Origin of the sequence: Nocardioides sp., assembly GCF_035697785.1 — a bacterium.
In the GTDB taxonomy this organism is placed as follows: domain Bacteria; phylum Actinomycetota; class Actinomycetes; order Propionibacteriales; family Nocardioidaceae; genus Nocardioides_B.
The window spans coordinates 1-18318 of record NZ_DASSCL010000004.1 but is presented as its reverse complement, the minus strand read 5'-3'; the positions used below and the strand labels follow the sequence as shown (position 1 = coordinate 18318).

Here is an 18318-nt window from a genome sequence, read left to right as displayed (position 1 = left end):
TGCACCTCGAGGCCCATCACCGGGTCGAACCTGGCCAGCGCCTCGTCGTACGGCATCAAGGTTTCGCTCATCGCGCGGCTCCGTTCAGCTCGGGTGCCCGGTCGAGCAACCGGCCGCCCCAGCGGTCCTTCAGCAGGGCCTCCAGCGCTGCGCCCACCTTGTAGACGCGGTCGTCGGCCATCGCCGGGGCGAGCACCTGGAAGCCGGCCGGCAGGCCGTCCTCGTCGGCGAGCCCGCTCGGCACGGAGATGCCCGGCACCCCGGCGAGGTTGGCGGGGATGGTCGCGAGGTCGTTGAGGTACATCGCCAGCGGGTCGTCGACCTTCTCGCCGATCTTGAACGCCGTGGTGGGTGCGGTCGGCGAGACCAGCACGTCGGCCTGCGCGAACGCCGCCTCGAAGTCGCGGCTGATCAGCGTGCGCACCTTCTGGGCCTGCCCGTAGTAGGCGTCGTAGTAGCCGCTCGACAGGGCGTAGGTGCCGAGGATGATCCGGCGCTTGACCTCGTCGCCGAAGCCCTTGTCGCGGGTGGCGCGCATGGTCTCCTCGGCACTCGGAAGGTCGATGCCCTCGGGGTAGACCCGCAGGCCGTAGCGCATCCCGTCGAACTTCGCGAGGTTGGACGACGCCTCCGCCGGCAGGATCAGGTAGTACGTCGCCAGCGCGTGCACGAACGTCGGACAGGACACCTCGACCACCTCGGCGCCCGCCTCGACGAGCACCTGCACGCACTCCTCGAACCGGGCCAGCACGCCGGACTGGTAGCCCTCGCCCGAGAGCTCCTTGACGACGCCGATGCGCACGCCGGACATGTCTCCGGTGGCGCCCTCCTTCGCGGCCGCGACGACCGCGGGGACCGGCTGGTCGATCGACGTCGAGTCGAGCGGGTCGTGTCCGCCGACGAGCTCGTGCAGCAGCGCCGCGTCGAGCACCGTGCGGGTGACCGGCCCCACCTGGTCGAGGGAGTTGGCCAGCGCGATCAGGCCGTGCCGGGAGACCCCGCCGTACGTCGGCTTCGCACCGACCGTGCCGGTGACGGCACCTGGCTGGCGGATCGAGCCGCCGGTGTCGGTGCCGAGTGCGATCGGCGCCTCGAACGCCGCGACGGCCGCCGCGGAGCCGCCGCCGGAGCCGCCCGGGATCCGGTCGAGGTCCCACGGGTTGTGGGTCGTGCCGTAGGCCGAGTGCTCGGTGGACGAGCCCATCGCGAACTCGTCCATGTTGGTCTTGCCGAGGATCGGCAGGCCGGCCCGGCGGAGCCTGTCGACCACCGTGGCGTCGTACGGCGGCAGCCAGCCCTCGAGGATCCGCGAGCCACACGTGGTGGGCAGCCCTTCAGTGGCGAGCACGTCCTTGACCGCGATCGGCACGCCGTCGAGCGCGGAGGCGGGCGACCCCGCGGCGCGGCGGGCGTCGGCGGCCCGGGCCTGCTCCAGCGCCCCGTCGGTGTCGACGTGCAGGAACGCGTGAACGGCGCCGTCGACCTCGGCGATCCGGTCCAGGTGCGCCTGGGTCACCTCGACCGAGGAGGTCTCGCCGTCGGCCAGCGCCTGCGCCAGCTCGGCCGCGGTGCGGCGGGTCAGGTCGCTGCCGCTCACTGCTCCTCCCCGAGGATGCGCGGCACCGAGAAACGCTGCTCCTCGACCTCGGGAGCCCCCGCGAGCGCCTGCTCGGCGGTGAGGCTCGGCGTGACGACGTCCTCGCGGAACACGTTGGTGAGCGGCAACGGGTGCGAGGTCGGCGGCACGTCGCCGGCCGCGACCTCGGAGATCGAGGCGATCGAGTCGAGGATCACCGCGAGCTGCGGGGCCAGGTGGTCGAGCTCTGCGTCGGACAGGTCGATCCGGGCGAGGTCGGCGAGGTGCGCCACCTCGTCGCGGGTGATGTCAGGCATGCGCAGCATCCTATGAGGGACGCCTCACAACGATTCGTCTGCGGTCCGCCCGTGTGAATCACCCCATAGACCGCAGACGAATCGTTGTCCCGCGGCCGTGACTGCCGGGTAACCACCCGCACGCGTCATTGTCCCTCCCCGTCGACCGGCGTTCAGTCGTGGTGACCCCGATTCCTCTACCTCAGGGAGCCGCGCCATGACCCAGACCGTCACCACCGGTCCGGAGCTCAGCGCCTCGTTCATGGGCGAGGCGATCCGTCCCCAGGACGCCGAGTACGACGCCGCTCGCGCGGTGTACAACGGCAGCATCGACCGCAGGCCCGCGCTCGTGCTGCGCCCGCACGGAGCTGCCGACGTCATCGACGCCGTCGCCTACGCCAGGGAGGCCGGGCTGACGCTGTCGGTCCGCTGCGGCGGCCACGGCATCGCGGGCACCTCGGTGGCCGAGGGCGGCGTCCTCATCGACCTGTCGGCGATGAAAGGCGTGCACCTCGAGCCCGAGCGTGGCGTCGCGGTTACCCAGGGCGGCACGCTGTGGGGCGAGTACGACCGCGAGACCACACTCATGGGGATGGCCACGCCGGGCGGGCGCGTCACCACCACCGGGGTGGGCGGGTTCACGCTCGGCGGCGGCTACGGCTGGCTCTCGCCGGTGCACGGTCTCACCTGCGACAACCTGGTCGGCGCCGACGTGGTCACGGCCGACGGCAGGTTCCTGCACGTGTCGGAGGACGAGCACCCCGAGCTGCTCTGGGCGCTGCGCGGTGCGGGCGCCAACTTCGGGGTCGTCACGGCCTACGAGCTGCGTCTGCACAAGATCGAGCCGGAGCTGCTGGCCGGGATGGTGATCGTCCCGAACACCGAGGAGTCCGGCGATGTCGTGCGCGGCTACCGGGCCATTGTCGAGCAGGCCGACGAGCGGCTCGTCACCGCACTGGCGACGGTTCTGGCACCGCCCGAAGACTTCGTGCCGAAGGAGCTGGTCGGCAAGCCCATGCTGGCCGTCGTCATGTGCTGGGTCGGGGACCCCGCAGAGGGCACCGAGGCGATGCGGCCGCTCCGCGACATGCTGGCCGGTGGCCTCGACCTGGTGCAGCCGATGCCCTACACCGCCCTGCAGGCGATGCTCGACGGCTTCGCCCCGCGGGGCTGGCTCAACTACCACCGCGGCCAGCACCTGAACGGGCTGCCTGACGAGGTCATCGAGCCCTACCTGGCCGTCGGCCGGGACATCGGGTCGCCGATGACCCAGGGCATCGTGTTCCGGCACGCAGGCGCGGTCGGCCGGGTGGCCGAGGACGCCACCGCGGCCGGCAATCGGAACGCGCCGTACATGGCTCACCCGATCGCCTGCTGGGCGACCCCCGAGGAGGGCGCCCACGAGATGCAGTGGGTGGAGTCGTTCTCACGCGCCTTCGAGCCGGCGCTGTCGGGCGGGACCTACCTGAACTTCGAGCCGGGTACGACGTCGGCCGACGTCCGGGCCGGGTTCGGCGACGACAAGCTGCGCCGTCTGGTGGCCCTCAAGGACGAGTGGGACCCGACCAACGTGTTCCGCTCCAACCACAACATCGCGCCGACGGGTGGGAAGGACCCCGCTGACTCCCGCGCCTGAACGCGAGACCGCCTCGCGACCCGCTGCCGGGCCGCGAGGCGGTGCGAGTCGTCACCCGCGGGTGTGGAACTTCCAGTCGGTGCTCGCCAACCGGTTGCCGCCCCGGTCGTGGATGCGCCCGGTCAGCCGGACCCGGTAGTCCTTGTCGGCTTTGAGCTTGCTCTTCGGGTCAAGCCTCCAGAGGTCACCGCCCTCGAGCTTGCTGAGCTTGGCCTTGACGACCTTGCCGGAGCCCAGGGTGAGTCGCAGGCTTCTCTTGTTCACGCCGCTGACCTCCTCGCTGAACCTGACCTCGACGTCCTTGCCCCGCTTGACCCGCTTCGACGACGGCGACTTGCCGACCACCTTCGGCGCCACGCGGTCCTTGCCCTTGCCGGTGCCGGCGAGGCTGACGACCTGCGTGCCGACGCTGGTCGCCACGCCGAGTCGGGCCTTCCGCACGCCCCGCGCCCGAGGCGCGAAGATCACCCGGATGTTGCAGGCCCCACCGGGGGCCAGCGTGGTGCCGGGGACGCAACCGGCCTGGACGAGCCCGCGGCGGAAGTCATGGCGGTTCTGGCCGCCGAAGCGCGGCTTCGAGACCGTCAGGTCGAGGTCGCCGGCGTTCGTGACCGTCACGACGCCGTTGCGCTTCTTGCCGATCTTGGTGTCCTGCATGACGACCGAGCTGGTCGACAGGGCGGCCACACCGAGCCGTCCCTTGCCGGACAGGTTGATGGTCTTCGTTCCGGTCGAGTCGGCGACCGCGACGGTGCCGCTCGAGACCACGCCGGGTGTCGGGTTGTAGGTGACCACGAAGCTGCACTGAGCCCCGCTGCCGAGGCTCGCGCCGCTACAGGTGTTCTCGGAGATCGTGAACGGCCCCGAAGGCGTGACACTGCTGACGCCGATCCCGGCTGTGCCGATGCTGGTGTAGATGACGCGCTGCGCCACCGGGGCGGACACCGAGCCGAACGCGATCGCGGACCTGTCCACGCTGCCCATCGCGCCCGGAGCGAGCTTGCCGGAGACCACGAACAGGTTGGTCTGGTCGCAGCCGGCCGGACCGCACACCCGAACGAAGTTCGTCCCCGAGGGCGGAACCGCGATCGGGTGCGGCGTGACGCCGTCCCCGATATAGCCGGGCGGAGCGTCCGAGAGTGGATCCCAGTGAAGGAACGGGTCGACGCGCCCGGTCAGCGCGTCGCTGAACACGTTGGCGCCGCCGCCGGTCTCGGTGCGACAGGCGTTGTTCTTGATGGAGCCGCTCTCGTCCGCGGTGCAGGTGGCGGTGCCGTACGGATCGGTGATGGTGTACTCGGCGTTGGGCACCAGCCCTCCGCCGTTCGCGGCGTACTGCGAGCGCTGGAACACGATCGGCTGACCGATGCCGGCCCAGGCCATCTCGAGCTCGAGCCCCACGTCGATGCCGCCCGCCGTGGCCGAGGCGGAGTAGTAGAAGCCTTCGCCCTCGGGAGCGGCCATGAGCTCGGCCTGGCTCCCGAGACAGCGCGGTGGTCCCTCGAGACAGGCCTGCAGGCTCATGCCCTGAGCGTCGGTGTAGAAGCTGGGGAAGGTGGTCGCCGGGTCGATCGGGCCGACCCGGGAGAGTGCCGCGTCGGCGCTCGTGGTGGTGAGCGAGAGGCCCGAGGCTGCCAGCAGACCCGCGCTGGCCAGCGCGATGCTCCGACCTGACCTGGAGCGTGGTGAAGAGCCGAGTACCGAGAACATGTGCTACCCCCTGATTGTCGAGGGCCGGTGCGCGGCCGCGCGACCGACGCGCCAAATCTTGGGAGGTAGCCGTAAAACATTGGTAAAAAGAACGATACAGGGCCGGATTCGTGAGAAGTCAGCCTTCGCCGACCGAGGCTCGCTCGAGTGCGGCCTCGGGTCCGTCTGCGAGCAATGTCCGGAATCCGTCCTCGTCGAGCACCGGCACCTTGAGCTGGACGGCCTTGTCGTGCTTGGAGCCGGGTGACTCGCCGGCCACCACGAAGTCGGTCTTCTTGGAGACCGACGACGCCGCCTTGCCACCGCGGCTGATGATCGCCTCCTTGGCCTGGTCGCGACTGAACTCGTCGAGCGACCCGGTCACCACGATGCTCAGGCCCTCCAGGGTGCGTGGCTTGGACTCGTCGCGCTCGTCGGCCATAGTGACGCCGGCCGCGGCCCACTTGTCGACGATCGCGTTGTGCCACTCGCCGTCGGGGCCGTCGAACCACTGCCGGACGGAAGCGGCGATGGTCGGCCCGACCCCCTCGGTGTGGGCGAGCCGCTCCTCCTCGGCCTCCCGGATCTCCTGCAGGGAGCCGAACTCGGTGGCCAGCGCACGGGCGGCCGTCGGACCGACGTGACGGATGGACAGGCCGACGATCGCCCGCCAGAGCGGTCGGTCCTTGGCGTTGGCGAGGTTGTCGAGGAGCCGCCGGCCGTTGGCGCTGAGGACCGGCTGATCGCCCTCGTCCTTCTTCGGTGCGCGCGTGAACAGCGGCGCCCGCAGGAGCTTGTCCTCGTCGAGGTCGAAGATGTCGCCCTCGTCGACGATGACGCCGGCCTGCAGGAGTGCGTACGCCGCCTCGGAGCCGAGACCCTCGATGTCGAACGCCCCGCGACCTGCGACATGGAACACCCGGTCGAGCAGCTGGGAGGGGCAGGTGCGGTGGTTGGGGCAGCGCAGGTCCTTGTCGCCCTCCTTCTCCTGCACGAGCGTGGTCCCGCACGACGGGCACTCGGTCGGCATCACCCACTCTGTAAGACCCTCGGGCCGCAGCCCGAGCACCGGCCCGACGATCTCGGGGATCACGTCGCCCGCCTTGCGGAGGATGACGGTGTCGCCCGGCCGGACGTCCTTGCGCTTGACCTCGTGGGCGTTGTGCAGGGTGGCCCGCTCGACCGTCGAGCCGGCCACCCTGGTCGGCTCCATCACCGCGAACGGCGTCACCCTGCCGGTGCGGCCCGTGTTGACCTCGATGGAGAGCAGCTTGGCGTTGACCTCCTCGGGCGGGTACTTGTAGGCGATCGCCCAGCGCGGCGCCCGGGACGTGGACCCCAGCCGGCGCTGCAGCGACACGTCGTCGACCTTGATCACGACGCCGTCGATCTCGTGCTCGACGTCGTGCCGGTGCTCGCCGTAGTGCTCGATGAACCCCTTGACGGCCTCGAGGTCGGGCAGGACCTTGGCACGGTCGCTGACAGGCAGGCCCCAGGCCGCCAGGGCGGCGTACGACTCGCTCTGGGCGGTCGGCGTGAAGCCCTCACGCGCGCCGAGCCCGTGGCAGACCATCGCGAGCGCCCGGGTGGCCGTCACCCGGGGGTCCTTCTGCCGCAGCGAGCCGGCCGCCGCGTTGCGCGGGTTGGCGAACGGGGGCTTGCCGGCGTCCTGCATCGACTCGTTGAGCCGCTCGAACGCCTCGACCGGCAGGAACACCTCGCCGCGGACCTCGACGCGCGTCGGGACCGGGTATTTGTCCGTGCCGGTGAGCCGGTCGGGCACGTTGTCGATCGTGCGCACGTTGGGCGTGACGTCCTCACCGGTGCGACCGTCGCCGCGGGTCGCGGCCCGCACCAGCCGGCCGTCCTCGTAGAGCAGGTTGACCGCGAGACCGTCGACCTTGAGCTCGCACAGCATCGCCGGGTCGTCCACCCCGTCACGGGCCAGCCGGCTGCGCCAGGTCTCCAGCTCCTCGAAGTTGAACGCGTTGTCGAGGCTCATCATCGGCTCGAGGTGGTCGACCGCGGTGAACATCGTCGACACCGCACCGCCGACCTTCTGGGTCGGCGAGTCGGGGGTGCGCAGCTCGGGGTAGTGCTCCTCGAGCTCCTCCAGGCGCCTCAGCCGGAGGTCGAAGTCGTGGTCGGACAGCGTCGGGTCGTCGAGGATGTAGTAGCGCCACCGGGCGTCATCGATCTCCTCGGAGAGCTGCCGGTGCTCCTCACGGGCATCGGCGGTGGCCTCCTCGACCACGGGAACCTCGGCCTCGGCGGTGTCGGGAGAGTCGGTCATGGCGCCTATCTTGCCGTGAACCACCGACGACCACCCGGATCCCTTGGACCGCCTTGAGAGGATCGCCGCATGCCCGCGCCGTCACTCCTCCGCCGCGAGCCCGAGGGAGCCGCGCGAGCGCTCGTGCTGATGCTGCACGGCGGCCGTGCCGACGGCCACACGCCGGTCGACGAACGCAGCACCTCGTGGCGTCGATCCCGCTGGATGTTGGGCCAGATCGAGGGTCGGCTCACCGGCGCCGGCGCCGCGGTGTGGTTGCTCAGGTACTCGGTCCGCGGGTGGAACCAGCGCACCTCCTCGACCCCCTCACCGGTGCTGGACGCACGCTGGGCCCTCGAAGAGGTACGCCGGGACCACGCGGACGTGCCGGTCGTGCTCCTCGGCCACTCCATGGGTGCCCGCACCGCGGTGGCCGTCGCCGACGACCCGCAGGTGACAGGCGTGGTCGGTCTCGCACCCTGGCTGCCGGCCAACGAGCCCAACCGCACCCTCTCCGGCCGCCACCTCGCCGCGGCGCACGGACGCTCCGACAAGATCACGTCGATCAGCCAGACCGCCGCGTTCGTGGAGCGCGCGGAGCGAGTCGCCGCGTCCACCGAGCTCGTGGACATGGGTGCGGTCGGCCACTACATGTTCCGCCGGATCCCTGCGTGGAACGCGTTCGCGGTCAGTCGAAGCCTCGCCTTCGCCGGCGTCGCCGACCGCAGTCGGGACTAACGCCGGTCCCGCGTCACGACAGGTGCCTGGCGACGTCGCGGGTCTGCTTCAGTGCCGCCAGGCTGTACGCCGGGGAGGCGCCGGCCAGTCCGCACGCGGGTGTGACCACCAGCGCGTCGGTCACCGCGGCCGGGTCGAAGCCGAGCATGTCCAGGAAGCGCAGCACCCGGTCGGTGAGCGCCTTGTCGCCCGGTGGCGTGGCCGGCTCGATGGCGGGCACCACCCCGAGCAGCACGGGCGCACCCTTCTCGAGCAGCGTCGCGACGTCGTCGTACGCCGAGGGGGCGAGCACGGCGAGGTCGACGGAGACGCCGTGCGCCCCGGCGCCGACCAGCAGGTCGATCGGCGCGTCGGCAGCACAGCAGTGCGCGACGGGGACGGCCCCGGACTCGGTGACAGCCGTGAACACCTGTTCCAGCAGGGCGGAGGCCTCCGGACGGTCGACCGAACGGTGTCGGTGCAGGCCGGACGCGGTGGGCACCTGTCCGGCCAGGACCGACGGCAGCGCGGGCTCGTCGACCTGCACGACCAGCGCCGCGCCCGGCAGCCGCCGGCGCACGTCGGCCACATGGTCGCGCAGCCCCTCGGCCAGGGCCTCGGCCAGCTCACGCCTCGCGCCGTGGTCGGAGAGCAGCCGGTCGCCGCGCGGCTTCTCGACCGTCGCGGCCAGCGTCCACGGGCCGGTGACCTGCACCTTGAGCCGGCCCGTGTAGCCGTCGGCCTGCTCCTCGAGCGCGTCGAGGTCCTGGGCGAGGAGCGACCGAGCCCGACGATGGTCGATCCCGGGCGAGCCGCTGCTGCCGGTGAGCCGCCACCCGGCCGGCTGGAGGTCGGCGTCGAGGTCGGCCAGCACGGCGAGGGCGCGGCCGGTCATCGACGCGGTCGGTCCACGACCGGGCAGCTCGGGCAGGTGTGGGAGGTCGGGCAGCTCGCCCAGCACGCTGCGCAACGCCTCGTCGTACTCCTCGGCGGTGCTGCCGGGCATCGACCCGACGGCGGAGGCGACCGTCACCGGGCGACCGGGTCGGTCACACGCGCGGTTGCACTGATGGTGCAGGAGCCGACGACCCGCGAGCCGTCGTAGATCACCGCGGCCTGCCCGGGCGCGATCCCCTGGGCGGGGTCACGCAGCTCGATCTCGACTGCTTCGGCGCCGACGACCCGCACCAGCGCTCGGTGCTCGTCGCCGTGAGCGCGCAGCTGGACGGTCCCCTCGAGGCCGCCGGTCAGCGCGGCACCGCACCATCGCGGCCGGATCCCGGTGATCCGGTCGACGGTGAGTGACTCGCGCGGCCCGACCGTGACCGTGCCGGACACCGGCTCGATGTCGAGGACGTAGCGCGGCCTGCCGTCCTCGGCGGGCCGACCGATCCGCAGCCCCTTGCGCTGGCCGATGGTGAAGCCGAACGCACCGCTGTGGTGACCGAGCACCTCGCCCGTCGCGTGGTCGACGATCTGGCCCGTGCCGGCGCCCAGCTTCTCCGCGAGCCAGCCACCCGTGTCGCCGTCGCTGATGAAGCAGATGTCGTGGCTGTCGGGCTTGCGCGCCACGGACAGTCCCCGGCGCTCGGCCTCGGCCCGGACCTCGGACTTGGGAGTGTCGCCCAGCGGGAACAGCGAGTGCGCGAGCTGCTCCTGCGTGAGCACGCCGAGCACGTAGGACTGGTCCTTGCCCATGTCGTCGGCCCGGTGCAGCTCGACGACGCCCTCCGCCCCCGTCTCGAGCCGTGCGTAGTGGCCGGTCGCGACGGCGTCGAAGCCGAGGGCCAGCGCGCGGTCGAGCACCGCGGCGAACTTGATCTTCTCGTTGCAACGCAGGCACGGGTTGGGTGTGCGGCCGGCGGTGTACTCGGCCATGAAGTCCTCGACCACGTCCTCGTGGAACCGGTCGCTCAGATCCCATACGTAGAAGGGGATCCCGATCACGTCGGCGGCGCGGCGGGCGTCGCCGGCGTCCTCGATCGTGCAGCACCCGCGGGCGCCGGTGCGGTACGACGCGGGGTTCCGCGACAGGGCGAGGTGGATGCCGGTGACGTCGTGCCCGGACTCCGCGGCGCGGGCGGCGGCGACCGCGGAGTCGACGCCGCCTGACATGGCAGCGAGAACCTTCACGACCGGGTCACCCGGCCTTGCGGGTGGAGCCGCCGATGCCGGAGACGACGCCTGCGGCGCGGGCCCGCTCCACGACCGGCCCGATCGCCTCCACCAGCGCGTCCACGTCGGCCTGGGTGGACGTGTGCCCGAGCGAGAACCGCAGCGAGGACCGGGCCTGCTCGTCGGTGCGTCCCATCGCGAGCAGCACGTGCGAGGGTTGGGGCACGCCGGCAGAGCAGGCCGAACCGGTCGAGCACGCGATCCCGCGGGCGTCGAGCAGCATCAGCAGCGAGTCGCCCTCGCACCCCGGGAAGGTCAGGTGGGCGTTGCCGGGCAGCCGGTGCTCCGGCGCACAGTCCGGGTCACCGTTCACACCCGCGTCGGGCACCTGCTCCAGGATGCGCTCCACCAGAGCGTTGCGCAGCGCACAGACCCGCTCGGCGTGCTCGGGCTGGCGCTTGACGGCCAGCTCGACCGCGGTGGCGAACCCGGCGATCGCGGGTGTGTCGATGGTTCCGGAGCGGACGTCGCGCTCCTGCCCGCCACCGTGGAGCTGCGGCGTCAGCTCCAGCTCGCGGCGTACGACGAGGGCGCCCACGCCGTAGGGGCCGCCGACCTTGTGGGCGGTCAGGGTGAGCAGGTCGACGTCGCTGTCGGCGAAGTCGACAGGCACCTGCCCCACCGCCTGCACGGCGTCGGTGTGGACCGGGATGTCGTGCGCGTGCGCCGCCTCGACGACGGCCCGCAACGGCTGCACCGTGCCCACCTCGTTGTTGGCCCACATCACCGTCACCAGCGCCACCGAGGCGGGGTCGCGGTCGACGGCGGCGCGGTAGGCGTCGACGTCGAGCCGCCCGAGCCGGTCGACCGGGAGCAGCTCGACCTCGGCACCCTCGTGCTCTGCGAGCCAGTGCAGCGGGTCGAGGACCGCATGGTGCTCGATGGCGGTGGCCAGGATCCGGGTGCGACGGGGATCGGCGCCGCGACGCGACCAGAACAACCCCTTGAGCGCGAGGTTGTCGGACTCCGTGCCACCGGAGGTGAAGACGACCTCGCCCGGGCGGGCGTTGAGCGCGGCCGCGATGCGTTCACGCGACTCCTCCACGACCCGCCGCGCGGCACGGCCGGACGCGTGCAGTGACGAGGGGTTGCCGGTGCGGGTCAGCTGCTCGGTCATCGCCGCGACGGCCTCGGGGAACATCGGCGTCGAGGCGGCGTGGTCGAGGTAGACGGAGTCGGTCAGAGGGGCGTTCATCGCGTCTCCCAGGGTACGTGCTCGTCGCGCGTGAGCAGGTAGCAGACCGAGGGCAGGGAGGGACCGCCCTCGACGGGGTGGTCGTACGTCGTGAGCAGTCGCATGCCGAGGCGCTCCATGACCGCGCGGGAGCGGGTGTTCTCGACCACGGTGAACGACACCACCTCGTCGCGGCCGAGCCCGTCGAAGGCGAAGTCGAGCGCGGCACGGGCGGCTTCGGTGGCGTAGCCGCTCCCCCAGGCCGATCTGCCCAGCCGCCAGCCGACCTCGACCACCGGCTGCTCGCGCTGGTCCATCCAGTCCACGTGGAACCGCGGCACCGCGAGGCCGGTGAAGCCGAGGAACTCGCCGTCGGCCTCGACCGCCCAGAGCCCGAAACCGTGGTCGGCGAAGTGGGCCTCGATCCGGTCCACGAACGCGTCGGACCCGGCACGGTCGAGCGGCGCCGGGAAGTGCTCCATCACCTCGGGATTCGCGTTCATCAGAGCGAACGGCGCCCGGTCCGACTCCGTCCAGCCGCGAAGCAGCAGCCGGTCGGTGCGCAGGACCGGCACCGTCACGTGATCTCCCCGTCGACGTACAAGCACATGGGGTGATTGTTCCAGCCGCCCCGGACGCGGTTGGCTGGGCCCATGCGCGTCGGCACCTGGAACCTCGAGAACCTGTTCCGTCCCGGGGAAGGCTCCGGCAGCCCTCCGGACGGGGCGACGTACCACGCGAAGCTGACCTCACTCGCGGGTGTGATCGACGGGCTCGCACTCGACGTGCTGGCGGTGCAGGAGGTCGGCTCTCCGGGCGCGCTCGACGACCTGGTCGGAAGGCTCGAGGGCAGCTGGCACAGTGCCCTCGCGACCCCCGACGCGCGCGGCATCCGGGCGGGCGTCCTCTCCCGGACGCCGCTGACCGAGGTGCACGAGGTCACGCGGTTCCCCCATCTCCTCGCTCCGGTCCAGGTCGACGACGCCGGCCACACGCTCGACTCGCTCGGCCGTCCCGCACTGGCGGCGCGGGTGCGCGTCCAGGGCGTCGACGTGGACGTCGTGTCGGTGCACCTCAAGTCCAAGCTGCTCAGCTATCCCGGCGGCCGCTTCAACCCGCGCGACGAGGACGAGCGGGCGCGGTACGCCGTGTACGCCCTGCACCGCCGCGCCGCCGAGGCCGCCGGCGTCCGGGTGCACGTCACCGGACTGCTCGCCGACCAGGGCCGGACCCGCGTGCTCGTCGTCGCCGGAGACCTCAACGACGAGGCGACGGCCGCCACCACGCAGATCCTTCTCGGCCCGCCAGGGTCGGAGATCGGCACCGGTGGCTTCGACGCGCCGGACCGGGGCGACGGGTCCCGGCTGTGGAACGTGGAGTCGCTGATCCCGGAGGAGGACCGCTACTCCCGCGTCTACCGCGGGCGGCGTGAGCTGATCGACCACCTGCTGGTGACCCGGGCGGCGGTCGAGCGGGTGACGCGGGTGGAGACGGGCGGGCCGGTCCCGCCATCCGTGACCGACAACCCGCTGGCGCGGGCGGACGAGCCGGCCTCGGACCACCGACCGGTGGTCGTGACCATCGGTCGCTAGCCGTGCCTGGCCATGCGGTCGAGCCAGGCGTGGTCGGGGTGAAGGCGATGGATGTTGGCGCGCAGCCAGTCCTGCTGCTGGTCCGACATCAGCGGCCACGCATTGTCGAGGTCGACGAGGTCCTTGTCCCGCGCCTGCCTCGCCTTATAGAGCAGGGCCACCTCCGGGTTGAGGTACCGGATGCCGTCGTCGGCCACCCAGGTCACGTCGTCGAGGTCGGCGACGTGCGACTCGTCGCGCTTGGACTGCCAGCGACCGTCCACCTCCGGGTTCAGCGGGCAGTCGACTCGCCACGGCGAGCGCGCGTTCTCGCGCATCCAGATCTGGCTCAACGGGCGGTCCGGCTCGGGGTGCTCGTCGTCGATGAACCGCAGCGTTCCGCCGGTGTTGCTCCACAGGTGGAAGGTCCCGCCCAGCTGCGCGCGCAGGTGCGGGAAGTCGCTGGTGAAGATCACCAGGTCGAGGTCCTCGTGGAACCGGGGGACACCGGTGAACGCCTCCATGGCGTAGCCGCCGACGATCCACCAGGGTCTCGGGAACCCCTCCATGTGCACGGCGACCTCGGCCGGGGTGAGCGGGTCCCAGTCGCCGTAGACGTCGTAGAACTCGATGTCCTCGTCGGACAGCTGCCAGGACGGGCCGTGGGGCGTGCGCCGGGTCAAGACAGCACCACCTCCGCCAGCAGGGCACGATGGTCGGTTCCGTCGACGCTGACCGACTCCGTCCGCACCGCGTGCAACGCGTCGTTGACCAGCACGTGGTCCAGAGCGAGCATCGGCGGCACGGGTACGCCGAACAGCCGCATCTCGCCGTCGGCCGGCCAGGTCGGCTGCCACCGCGAGCCGGCCTCGGTCGCCGCGTCGCGGTAGCCCCGGCCGATCAGCTCGCGGACCACGCGGTGGTCGGTGGTCGCGTTGAGGTCACCGACGATCATGGTGGGCGTTGCGCGCTCGTGCGCCGCGCGGCGGATCGTCCGATGGTCCTCGGTCCAGTCCTGGACGTCGCCGGTCGGCGGACGCGGGTGCACGGCGAGCAGCGTGACGCCCTCGACGACGACCTGGTAGCCGCCGAAACCGGTGTCGAGCGCGGTGACCTGCCGGACCGGCCGCCGCGCGAGCACAACGGTCCCGGACGCGCCGGCGGCAGGCTCACCCGCCGAGTGCGCGAACACGTCGTCGAGGCCGGCGGCTCGCATCCGGGCGAGGGAGCGGTCGTCGACCTCCTGCAGCACCAGGACGTCCACGTCCTCCTCCACGGCCACCTCCACCACCTGCGACGGAGCTGCCTGACCCAGCATGAGATTGGCCGTCATCACCCGTAGCCGGTCGCCGCTCGCTGCGGGCTCGGCCGATCCGACGTACGCCGGGGCCAGCCAGAAGCCGTGCATGACCACACCGGCGACCGCGACCAGCGTGCAGGTGCCGGTGACCGGGCGCCACGGTCCCCGACTGCGGCTCCACGCCACGACCAGGAGCACGAGCGCGGTCGCGTACAGGGCGAACGCGTACGGCGTGAAGGCAACCAGCCGCACCCACGCGCCACCGGGCGGTTGCACTATGCGCGCCACGGTCAGTGCGCCCGCCGGCACGAGGACGAGGACGACGACCAGCCCGACCAGCAGCCACCGCAGCTTCACCGTCCCAACGTAGAACGCCGTCGCGAAAAAGCCGTTGCACCGCCCCGATGCGTCGGACACAATCGTCGCGTCATGAAGAACTGACCCCGCACTCGCTCGCGCCCGCGGCTCCATGCCCGGCGAGTCTCAGCCCTTTCTCGCTGATCGGTGGTCACCCATGCCCGCACCCACACTTCTGCGCGCGGAGTCGCTCGTCGCCCGCGACCTCGCCAAGTCCTACGGCGACCGCGTCGTGCTCGACGGTGTCGACGTCGTCGCCTCCCCCGGTCAGCCCCTTGGGATGGTGGGCGAGAACGGCGCCGGCAAGTCGACCCTCCTGCGGTTGCTTGCCGGCGCCGAGCCCGCCGACGCCGGCACGGTGTCCCGGCCCGCGGAGCTCGCCTACCTCGCCCAGGAGCCGACGTTCCCGCCCGACGCCACGGTGGCCGAAGTGCTCGACGAGGCGCTGCGGCCCCTGCACGACGCCGTCGCCCGGCTGGAGGTCCTGGCCGGGCAGCTCGACGCGCCCGCGGCGGCCGAGGAGTACGCCGTCCTGCTCGACTGGTGCGGGCTACGCGATGCGTGGTCCGCGGACTCTCGCGCCGCCTCCGCCGCCGCTCGGCTCGGCGTCGGCGACATCGATCCGACGACTCCGGTGGACGCGCTCTCGGGAGGTCAGCGATCGCGGTTGGCGCTCGCGGCACTGGTAGCCGGACGGCCGCCGTGCGTCCTCCTCGACGAGCCGACCAACCATCTCGACGACGACGCGGTCGCCCTTCTCGAGGAGTTCCTCACCGACCTCCCCGGGGTCGCGGTCGTGGCCACCCACGACCGCGGCTTCCTGGAGGCCGTGTGCCGCCAGGTGCAGGATCTCGATGCCAGTCACTTCGGCACGGACGGCGTGGGCGGCAGCCGCTTCAGCGGGGGGTACTCCGACTACCTGGCCGCCAAGCGGCAGGCCCGGCTGCGGTGGGAGGAGGCGTTCGACGCCCGGCGTGACGAGCTCAACCGGCTGCGCGCCGCCACCACGACCACGGCGCGCCGCGTCGCGCACAACCGGCCACCGCGCGATGGCGACAAGTTCATCCACCACTTCAAGGGTGAGAACGTCGCCCGCACGGTCAGCCGTCGGGTGCGCGATCTCGAGCAGCGCATCGAGGACCTCGAGTCCGAGCGCATCCCGAAGCCCCCGCGCGAGCTGGCCTTCGCCGGCCTGCCCCACCTCCCGGTGCGGTCCGGACGGGTCGTCCAGGTGCGCGACCTGACCGTCGCCGGCCGTGTCGAGGTGCCACGCCTGGACCTCGACGCCGGGGAGCACCTGCTCGTCACCGGCGCGAACGGTTCCGGCAAGTCCACGCTCCTCAAGGTGCTCGCGGGAGTGCTGCCGGCCACGTCGGGACGCGTCGACGTCGGCGCCCGTCAGGTCGGCTACCTGCCGCAGCAGGTCACCTTCCGCCGCCCGGACCGCAGCGCGATCCAGCTGTACGACGGCCTGACCGGCGACCTGTCCGGGGCCACGCGTCCGGATCTGCACGGGCTCGGGCTGTTGCATCCGCGCGACCTGCACCGCCCGGTGGGGGTGCTCAGCCTCGGGCAGCAGCGCCGGCTCGCCCTGGCGGTCCTGGTCGCACAGGCGCCGGACCTGCTGCTCCTCGACGAGCCGACAAACCACATCTCGCTCACTCTCGCGGAGGAGCTGGAGGAGGCGCTCCAGCGCTCGCCGGGCGGGGTCGTGGTCGCGTCGCACGACCGCTGGCTGCGGCGCCGCTGGACAGGCAGCCGTCTGCCCCTGTGAGGCCTGGGAAGGCATGGAAAGGCATGGACCCCGGCTCCCTCTGCGGGAGCCGGGGCCCGGTGGCTCGACGGGCGGTGGCCCGTCAGCCCTTGCGCTGGTTGACCGCCTCGGTGGCGGCGGGGAGGACGGCGTGCAGGTCGCCGACGACGCCGAAGTCGACGAGCTCGAAGATCGGCGCCTCGGCGTCCTTGTTGACCGCGACGATGGTCTTCGAGGTCTGCATGCCGGCCCGGTGCTGGATCGCCCCGGAGATGCCGTTGGCGACGTAGAGCTGCGGGGACACCGTCTTGCCGGTCTGCCCGACCTGGAACGAGTGCGGGTACCAGCCCGAGTCCACCGCCGCCCGGGACGCACCGACCGCGGCACCGAGCGCGTCCGCGAACTGCTCGACCGGCTCGAAGTTGCCGCCGGTGCCGCGGCCGCCGGAGACCACGATCGCGGCCTCGGTCAGCTCGGGGCGACCCGAGGCCTTCCGCGGCTCCGAGGCGGTGATCCTCGCGCCCTTGGCGGCCTCGGAGATGGTGGCGGCGAACGCCTCCACCACGTCATCGGCGCCGGTTGCTTCGGCTTCCTCGGGGGTCGCGGAGTTCGGCTTGACCGTGATGATCGGGGTGCCCCGGGTGACCTTCGCCTGGACCGTGTAGTTGCCGGCGAACACCGACTGGGTCGTGGTCGGCGTCCCATCCTCGCCGGCCGCCACATCCACGGCGTCGGTGACCAGGCCGGAGCCGGTCTTCACCGCCAGCCGGCCGGCGATCTCCTTGCCCTCCCCGGACGAGACCACCAGCACCGCGGCCAGGTCACCTTCCGAGCGAGTCTTCTCCACCAGCTGGGCCAGCACCTCCGCCTTCGGCGCCACCAGATACCCGGTCACGTCGGCGTCGTCCACGGTGTAGATCTTCGCGGCACCGAACCTCTTCAACGTCGCCGTGACGTCCGGGCCGGCCGAGCCGATCAGCACCGCGGACGGCTCCCCCAGCCGGCGAGCGATGGTCAACAGCTCCAGGGTCGGCTTGGTCACCTTGCCGTCGCCAGCGCTGTCCGTGTCGACGAGCACCAATACCTCAGACATGTCTCTCTCCAAACTCAGTCGACGGCTCAGATGAACTTCTTCGAGGCGAGGAAGTCGACCAGCGCCTGCGCGCCCGACCCGTCCTCGTCGGTGACGATCTCCCCCGCTGTCCGCGGCGGCCGCGCCGTCGTGCCCTCCACCACGCTCCAGGCCGCGGACAGCCCCACCTGGCCGGCGTCCACACCCAGGTCGGCCAGGCTCCAGGTCTCCACCGGCTTCTTCTTCGCCGCCATGATCCCCTTGAACGACGGATACCGGGCCTCACCGGACTGGTCGGTCACGCTCAACACCAGCGGCAGCGAGCCCTCCACCGTGTCGGTCGAGGCATCCCCGTCCCGGCGGATCCGCACCGTCTCGCCCTCCACCGAGATCTCCGAGCCCAGCGTCACCCCCGGCACCCCGAGCCGCTCGGCGAGCATCGCCGGCACCACCCCCATGCTGCCGTCGGTCGACGCCATCCCACACACCACCAGGTCGTGCGGGATCTTCTTGATCGCCTCGGCCAGCACCAGCGAGGTGGCCAACGCGTCCGAGCCGGCGATCGCCTCATCCACCACGTGCACGCCCCTGTCCGCACCCATCTGCAGCGCCTTGCGCACCGCGTCGGTGGCCTGCTCCGGGCCCACGCACAGCACCGTCACCACCGTGTCCCCGGTGTCATCACCGAGGGACTCCTTCACCAGCAGCGCCTGCTCCACCGCATACTCGT

At 71.9% G+C, this 18318-nt stretch carries 16 protein-coding genes; 4 read left to right on the top strand and 12 right to left on the bottom strand.

Features of this window, described 5'->3' with window-relative positions; genetic code table 11:
- Nucleotides 1-67 precede the first annotated feature (67 nt).
- Nucleotides 68-1597 carry an Asp-tRNA(Asn)/Glu-tRNA(Gln) amidotransferase subunit GatA gene (gene gatA / locus VFH10_RS00645; protein ID WP_325124975.1) on the bottom strand — a complete coding sequence of 510 codons (1530 nt, stop codon included), beginning with the start codon at nucleotides 1595-1597 and terminating at the stop codon, nucleotides 68-70.
- Entirely contained in the window at nucleotides 1594-1893 is a 300-nt protein-coding gene (gene gatC / locus VFH10_RS00640; protein WP_325124973.1) for an Asp-tRNA(Asn)/Glu-tRNA(Gln) amidotransferase subunit GatC, read from the bottom strand. The genes gatA and gatC overlap by 4 nt, the downstream gene beginning before the upstream one ends.
- A gap of 196 nt (nucleotides 1894-2089) precedes the next feature.
- Between gatC and VFH10_RS00635 the strand changes: the two genes are divergently transcribed.
- The gene (locus VFH10_RS00635; RefSeq protein WP_325124971.1) at nucleotides 2090-3508 is read left to right on the top strand and encodes an FAD-binding oxidoreductase; all 1419 of its coding nucleotides are present in this window, start codon (nucleotides 2090-2092) and stop codon (nucleotides 3506-3508) included.
- Between the two features lie 51 nt (nucleotides 3509-3559).
- Here VFH10_RS00635 and VFH10_RS00630 read toward each other — a convergent pair whose 3' ends face one another.
- Nucleotides 3560-5218, bottom strand: coding sequence for a choice-of-anchor D domain-containing protein (locus VFH10_RS00630; RefSeq protein WP_325124969.1), 1659 nt, complete (start codon nucleotides 5216-5218; stop codon nucleotides 3560-3562).
- 118 nt (nucleotides 5219-5336) lie between these two features.
- On the bottom strand, nucleotides 5337-7490 hold the full coding sequence (gene ligA, locus VFH10_RS00625) for an NAD-dependent DNA ligase LigA (RefSeq protein WP_325124967.1): 2154 nt from the start codon (nucleotides 7488-7490) through the stop codon (nucleotides 5337-5339).
- A 69-nt stretch (nucleotides 7491-7559) separates the two neighbouring features.
- On the opposite strand from ligA, the gene VFH10_RS00620 reads away from it, so the two are divergent.
- Nucleotides 7560-8207 (top strand): alpha/beta hydrolase, encoded by a 648-nt coding sequence (locus VFH10_RS00620; protein ID WP_325124966.1) that lies wholly within the window; start codon nucleotides 7560-7562, stop codon nucleotides 8205-8207.
- Between the two features lie 13 nt (nucleotides 8208-8220).
- Here VFH10_RS00620 and VFH10_RS00615 read toward each other — a convergent pair whose 3' ends face one another.
- Genes VFH10_RS00615 through VFH10_RS00600 form a run of 4 tightly spaced genes read right to left on the bottom strand, consistent with a single transcriptional unit; the run spans nucleotide 8221 to nucleotide 12116 of the window.
- Nucleotides 8221-9219: a methionine synthase gene (locus VFH10_RS00615; RefSeq protein ID WP_325124965.1), complete on the bottom strand. Its 999-nt coding sequence runs from the start codon at nucleotides 9217-9219 to the stop codon at nucleotides 8221-8223.
- Nucleotides 9216-10319, bottom strand: coding sequence for a tRNA 2-thiouridine(34) synthase MnmA (mnmA, locus tag VFH10_RS00610; RefSeq protein ID WP_325124963.1), 1104 nt, complete (start codon nucleotides 10317-10319; stop codon nucleotides 9216-9218). Before mnmA ends, VFH10_RS00615 begins: the two co-directional genes overlap by 4 nt.
- 7 nt (nucleotides 10320-10326) lie before the next feature.
- Nucleotides 10327-11556 carry a cysteine desulfurase family protein gene (locus VFH10_RS00605; RefSeq protein ID WP_325124961.1) on the bottom strand — a complete coding sequence of 410 codons (1230 nt, stop codon included), beginning with the start codon at nucleotides 11554-11556 and terminating at the stop codon, nucleotides 10327-10329.
- Nucleotides 11553-12116, bottom strand: coding sequence for a GNAT family N-acetyltransferase (locus VFH10_RS00600; protein WP_325124959.1), 564 nt, complete (start codon nucleotides 12114-12116; stop codon nucleotides 11553-11555). The genes VFH10_RS00605 and VFH10_RS00600 overlap by 4 nt, the downstream gene beginning before the upstream one ends.
- Nucleotides 12117-12188: 72 nt before the next feature.
- Between VFH10_RS00600 and VFH10_RS00595 the strand changes: the two genes are divergently transcribed.
- On the top strand, nucleotides 12189-13127 hold the full coding sequence (locus VFH10_RS00595) for an endonuclease/exonuclease/phosphatase family protein (RefSeq protein ID WP_325124957.1): 939 nt from the start codon (nucleotides 12189-12191) through the stop codon (nucleotides 13125-13127).
- Here VFH10_RS00595 and VFH10_RS00590 read toward each other — a convergent pair.
- Both VFH10_RS00590 and VFH10_RS00585 read right to left on the bottom strand, forming a co-directional pair.
- Nucleotides 13124-13789 carry a hypothetical protein gene (locus VFH10_RS00590; protein WP_325124955.1) on the bottom strand — a complete coding sequence of 222 codons (666 nt, stop codon included), beginning with the start codon at nucleotides 13787-13789 and terminating at the stop codon, nucleotides 13124-13126. The genes VFH10_RS00595 and VFH10_RS00590 overlap by 4 nt on opposite strands.
- Nucleotides 13786-14763 (bottom strand): endonuclease/exonuclease/phosphatase family protein, encoded by a 978-nt coding sequence (locus VFH10_RS00585; protein ID WP_325124952.1) that lies wholly within the window; start codon nucleotides 14761-14763, stop codon nucleotides 13786-13788. Before VFH10_RS00585 ends, VFH10_RS00590 begins: the two co-directional genes overlap by 4 nt.
- A 157-nt stretch (nucleotides 14764-14920) precedes the next feature.
- Here VFH10_RS00585 and VFH10_RS00580 point away from each other — a divergent pair, with 157 nt between their 5' ends.
- Complete coding sequence (locus VFH10_RS00580) at nucleotides 14921-16537, top strand: ABC-F family ATP-binding cassette domain-containing protein (RefSeq protein ID WP_325124950.1); 1617 nt, start codon at nucleotides 14921-14923, stop codon at nucleotides 16535-16537.
- Between the two features lie 82 nt (nucleotides 16538-16619).
- On the opposite strand, the gene VFH10_RS00575 is transcribed toward VFH10_RS00580, so the two are convergent.
- Nucleotides 16620-17609, bottom strand: coding sequence for an electron transfer flavoprotein subunit alpha/FixB family protein (locus VFH10_RS00575; protein ID WP_325124948.1), 990 nt, complete (start codon nucleotides 17607-17609; stop codon nucleotides 16620-16622).
- Between the two features lie 26 nt (nucleotides 17610-17635).
- A partial coding sequence (locus VFH10_RS00570; RefSeq protein ID WP_325124946.1) for an electron transfer flavoprotein subunit beta/FixA family protein occupies nucleotides 17636-18318 on the bottom strand: 683 nt, incomplete at its 5' end.